The 5,471-nt window shown below is 54.2% G+C and carries 3 rRNA genes; all 3 read right to left on the reverse strand.

The features are described 5' to 3' along the window. Positions 1–51: 51 nt before the first annotated feature. Positions 52–168 (reverse strand): 5S ribosomal RNA (gene rrf / locus A4X17_RS14505). Between the two features lie 136 nt (positions 169–304). Continuing rightward, a 23S ribosomal RNA gene (locus A4X17_RS14510) occupies positions 305–3,422 on the reverse strand. A gap of 449 nt (positions 3,423–3,871) precedes the next feature. After that, a 16S ribosomal RNA gene (locus A4X17_RS14515) occupies positions 3,872–5,392 on the reverse strand. Together the 16S, 23S and 5S rRNA genes form the textbook arrangement of a ribosomal RNA operon. Between the last annotated feature and the right edge of the window lie 79 nt (positions 5,393–5,471).

The following is a 5,471-nucleotide window of genomic DNA, read 5'->3' on the forward strand; positions in this document are numbered from 1 at the left end:
TTAACGCAAAATGGCCACCCAAGAACCTTGGGTGGCCATTTCAACGAAGAAGTCCGGCGGTGTCCTACTCTCCCACAGGGTCCCCCCTGCAGTACCATCGGCGCAAAGAGTCTTAGCTTCCGGGTTCGGAATGTGACCGGGCGTTTCCCTCTCGCTATGGCCGCCGAAACACTATTGATGTATCAAAGTGAACAAGCAAACCAACACGCTGTGCGAACACAGTGGTGTTGTCTGCGGGTTCTCGACCGTACATCGAGAACCACTCAGTGGACGCGTAGCATCTTCGTATTCAAACAAAGAAAGTGTTATCAAATTATCGGCTTATTAGTACCGGTCAGCTCCGAGAGTCTTTCGTCCTCTCTTCCACATCCGGCCTATCAACCCAGTAGTCTGGCTGGGAGCCTCTCGCCCGAAGGCATGGAAATCTCATCTTAAGGCCGGCTTCCCGCTTAGATGCTTTCAGCGGTTATCCATCCCGAACGTAGCTAATCAGCGGTGCTCCTGGCGGAACAACTGACACACCAGAGGTTCGTCCAACCCGGTCCTCTCGTACTAGGGTCAGATCCTTTCAAATTTCCTGCGCGCGCAGCGGATAGGGACCGAACTGTCTCACGACGTTCTAAACCCAGCTCGCGTACCGCTTTAATGGGCGAACAGCCCAACCCTTGGGACCTACTCCAGCCCCAGGATGCGACGAGCCGACATCGAGGTGCCAAACCATGCCGTCGATATGGACTCTTGGGCAAGATCAGCCTGTTATCCCCGAGGTACCTTTTATCCGTTGAGCGACAGCGCTTCCACAAGCCACTGCCGGATCACTAGTCCCGACTTTCGTCCCTGCTCGACTTGTCAGTCTCACAGTCAAGCTCCCTTGTGCACTTACACTCGACACCTGATTGCCAACCAGGTTGAGGGAACCTTTGGGCGCCTCCGTTACTTTTTGGGAGGCAACCGCCCCAGTTAAACTACCCACCAGGCACTGTCCCTGAACCGGATTACGGTTCGAAGTTAGATATCCAGAGTGACCAGAGTGGTATTTCAACAATGACTCCACCTGAACTAGCGTCCAAGCTTCAACGTCTCCCACCTATCCTACACAAGCCACACCGAACACCAATACCAAGCTGTAGTAAAGGTCACGGGGTCTTTCCGTCCTGCTGCGCGTAACGAGCATCTTTACTCGTAATGCAATTTCGCCGAGTTCGCGGTTGAGACAGCTGGGAAGTCGTTACGCCATTCGTGCAGGTCGGAACTTACCCGACAAGGAATTTCGCTACCTTAGGATGGTTATAGTTACCACCGCCGTTTACTGGGGCTTAAATTCTCAGCTTCGCCTTGCGGCTAACCGTTCCTCTTAACCTTCCAGCACCGGGCAGGCGTCAGTCCGTATACATCGTCTTGCGACTTGGCACGGACCTGTGTTTTTAGTAAACAGTCGCTTCCCACTGGTCTCTGCGGCCTTCAAACGCTTTCGGAGCAAGTCCTAATACGCCTCAGGCCCCCCTTCTCCCGAAGTTACGGGGGCATTTTGCCGAGTTCCTTAACCACGATTCTCTCGATCTCCTTAGTATTCTCTACCTGACCACCTGAGTCGGTTTGGGGTACGGGCCACTAGAACCTCGCGTCGATGCTTTTCTTGGCAGCATAGGATCACCTACTATCCCTTACGGGTCCGTATCGTGTCTCAGCCTTCACGAGAGACGGATTTGCCTATCTCTCAGCCTACGCACTTACACCGGGACAACCATCGCCCGGCATAGGCTACCTTCCTGCGTCACACCTGTTAATACGCTAAACGCACCAGCATGGGGTCGAGCGTTAGACCGGACCCATCATCCCCGAAGGGAATCAGTCGTCCGGGTTAGGACTCTTAGCACCACTGGATTGTCTTGGGCGGTTCTTCGCGGGTACGGGAATATCAACCCGTTGTCCATCGACTACGCCTGTCGGCCTCGCCTTAGGTCCCGACTTACCCAGGGAAGATTAGCTTGACCCTGGAACCCTTGGTCTTTCGGAGGACATGTTTCTCACATGTCTTTCGCTACTCATGCCTGCATTCTCACTCGTGTAGCGTCCACGGCTGGTTTACACCGCCGCTTCACTCGCCACACGACGCTCTCCTACCCATCAATACGGCTGGACCACGAAGGCCTACCAAAAATATCAATGCCACAACTTCGGTGGCGTGCTTGAGCCCCGTTACATTGTCGGCGCGGAATCACTTGACCAGTGAGCTATTACGCACTCTTTCAAGGGTGGCTGCTTCTAAGCCAACCTCCTGGTTGTCTGTGCAACTCCACATCCTTTCCCACTTAGCACGCGCTTTGGGACCTTAGTTGGTGGTCTGGGTTGTTTCCCTCTCGACGATGAAGCTTATCCCCCACCGTCTCACTGCTGCGCTCTCACTTACCGGCATTCGGAGTTTGGCTGACGTCAGTAAGCTTTTGGGCCCCATCGGCCATCCAGTAGCTCTACCTCCGGCAAGAAACACGCAACGCTGCACCTAAATGCATTTCGGAGAGAACCAGCTATCACGAAGTTTGATTGGCCTTTCACCCCTATCCACAGCTCATCCCCTCAGTTTTCAACCTAAGTGGGTTCGGTCCTCCACGACGTCTTACCGTCGCTTCAACCTGGCCATGGATAGATCACTTCGCTTCGGGTCTAGGACATGCGACTGAATCGCCCTATTCAGACTCGCTTTCGCTACGGCTACCCCACACGGGTTAACCTCGCCACATATCGCTAACTCGCAGGCTCATTCTTCAAAAGGCACGCTGTCACACCAACAAGGGTGCTCCAACGGTTTGTAAGCAAACGGTTTCAGGTACTATTTCACTCCCCTCCCGGGGTACTTTTCACCTTTCCCTCACGGTACTTGTCCGCTATCGGTCATCTGGGAGTATTTAGGCTTATCAGGTGGTCCTGACAGATTCACACGGGATTTCTCGGGCCCCGTGCTACTTGGGATACTCCTCGCACGATTGCAGCATTTCGACTACCGGGCTGGCACCGTCTCTGGCTGGGCTTTCAATCCCATTCGTCTATACCACGTTCTAATGCTCCCCGAATATCAGTTCGGAGTGAGAAGTCCCACAACCCCGGACATGCAACGCCTGATAGCTATCACACATGCCCGGTTTAGCCTCTTCCGATTTCGCTCGCCACTACTGACGGAATCACTGTTGTTTTCTCTTCCTGGGGGTACTGAGATGTTTCACTTCCCCCCGTTCCCTCTACCCGCCCTATATATTCAGGCGGGAGTCACCAGATCACCACAAGGGGCCTGGCGGGGTTTCCCCATTCGGAAATCCTCGGATCACAGCTCGTTTATCAGCTCCCCGAGGCTTATCGCAGATTACTACGTCCTTCTTCGGCTCCAGATGCCAAGGCATCCACCGTTTGCTCTTAGAAATTTGAAATCACATGAGTTTGAATCGATCGACACCAGTTACCTGATGCAGATTGACCAATGATCTACCACCCTCCGAAGAGGGTGTTTGATCTTTGTGATCCACAACCCCGAAAGGTCATGAATCTAAGATGCTCGCGTCCACTGTGTAGTTCTCAAAGTACGGGCGGTACCTCTCTCCTTGACCATTCATGTCAAGCAAAAGAGGCCCTGAGGTTCGTCCTTCCTCCACCGAAGCGGAGAAGATCCGGTCCCTCAGGACCCAACAGCGTGCATATGCAAACCCTCCAGCCGGCCACCGTTCCAATCTCCCGAAGAAGACGTACTTGCTGGCAGACTCTCACGTCTACATCAATGTCAATGTTCCACCCATGAGCGCCACCCGAGAACATTCGTCTCAGTGTGACTTGGCAACGTAAACCTCGCTGTATACAGACGAGCGTTGCACATGCTCCTTAGAAAGGAGGTGATCCAGCCGCACCTTCCGGTACGGCTACCTTGTTACGACTTAGTCCTAATTACCGATCCCACCTTAGACAGCTCCATCCTTGCGGTTAGGCCACTGGCTTCGGGTGTTACCGACTTTCATGACTTGACGGGCGGTGTGTACAAGGCCCGGGAACGTATTCACCGCAGCGTTGCTGATCTGCGATTACTAGCGACTCCGACTTCATGAGGTCGAGTTGCAGACCTCAATCCGAACTGGGACCAGCTTTTTGGGATTCGCTCCACCTTACGGTATTGCAGCCCTTTGTACTGGCCATTGTAGCATGCGTGAAGCCCAAGACATAAGGGGCATGATGATTTGACGTCGTCCCCACCTTCCTCCGAGTTGACCCCGGCAGTATCCCATGAGTTCCCACCATGACGTGCTGGCAACATAGAACGAGGGTTGCGCTCGTTGCGGGACTTAACCCAACATCTCACGACACGAGCTGACGACAACCATGCACCACCTGTTTACGAGTGTCCAAAGAGTTGACCATTTCTGGCCCGTTCTCGTATATGTCAAGCCTTGGTAAGGTTCTTCGCGTTGCATCGAATTAATCCGCATGCTCCGCCGCTTGTGCGGGCCCCCGTCAATTCCTTTGAGTTTTAGCCTTGCGGCCGTACTCCCCAGGCGGGGCGCTTAATGCGTTAGCTACGACACGGAAACCGTGGAATGGTCCCCACATCTAGCGCCCAACGTTTACGGGGTGGACTACCAGGGTATCTAAGCCTGTTTGCTCCCCACCCTTTCGCTCCTCAGCGTCAGTAGCGGCCCAGAGATCTGCCTTCGCCATCGGTGTTCCTCCTGATATCTGCGCATTCCACCGCTACACCAGGAATTCCAATCTCCCCTACCGCACTCTAGTCTGCCCGTACCCACTGCAGACCCGAGGTTGAGCCTCGGGATTTCACAGCAGACGCGACAAACCGCCTACGAGCTCTTTACGCCCAATAATTCCGGACAACGCTTGCACCCTACGTATTACCGCGGCTGCTGGCACGTAGTTAGCCGGTGCTTTTTCTGCAGGTACCGTCACTTTCGCTTCTTCCCTGCTAAAAGAGGTTTACAACCCGAAGGCCGTCGTCCCTCACGCGGCGTTGCTGCATCAGGCTTTCGCCCATTGTGCAATATTCCCCACTGCTGCCTCCCGTAGGAGTCTGGGCCGTGTCTCAGTCCCAGTGTGGCCGGTCACCCTCTCAGGCCGGCTACCCGTCGTCGCCTTGGTGAGCCGTTACCTCACCAACAAGCTGATAGGCCGCGAGTCCATCCTTGACCAAAATTCTTTCCAGCAACTCACCATGCGGTGGAAGCTCGTATCCGGTATTAGACGTCGTTTCCAACGCTTATCCCAGAGTCAAGGGCAGGTTACTCACGTGTTACTCACCCGTTCGCCACTAATCCACCCAGCAAGCTGGGCTTCATCGTTCGACTTGCATGTGTTAAGCACGCCGCCAGCGTTCGTCCTGAGCCAGGATCAAACTCTCCGTAAATGTTGAATTGCACGATCCGAAGACCGGCACATTTCGCGCACCATGCCACCGGAATAGGTGAACACGATGCAAGTTTGAA

It is taken from the genome of Plantibacter sp. H53 (genome assembly GCF_001650455.1).
Lineage (GTDB): Bacteria > Actinomycetota > Actinomycetes > Actinomycetales > Microbacteriaceae > Plantibacter > Plantibacter flavus_A.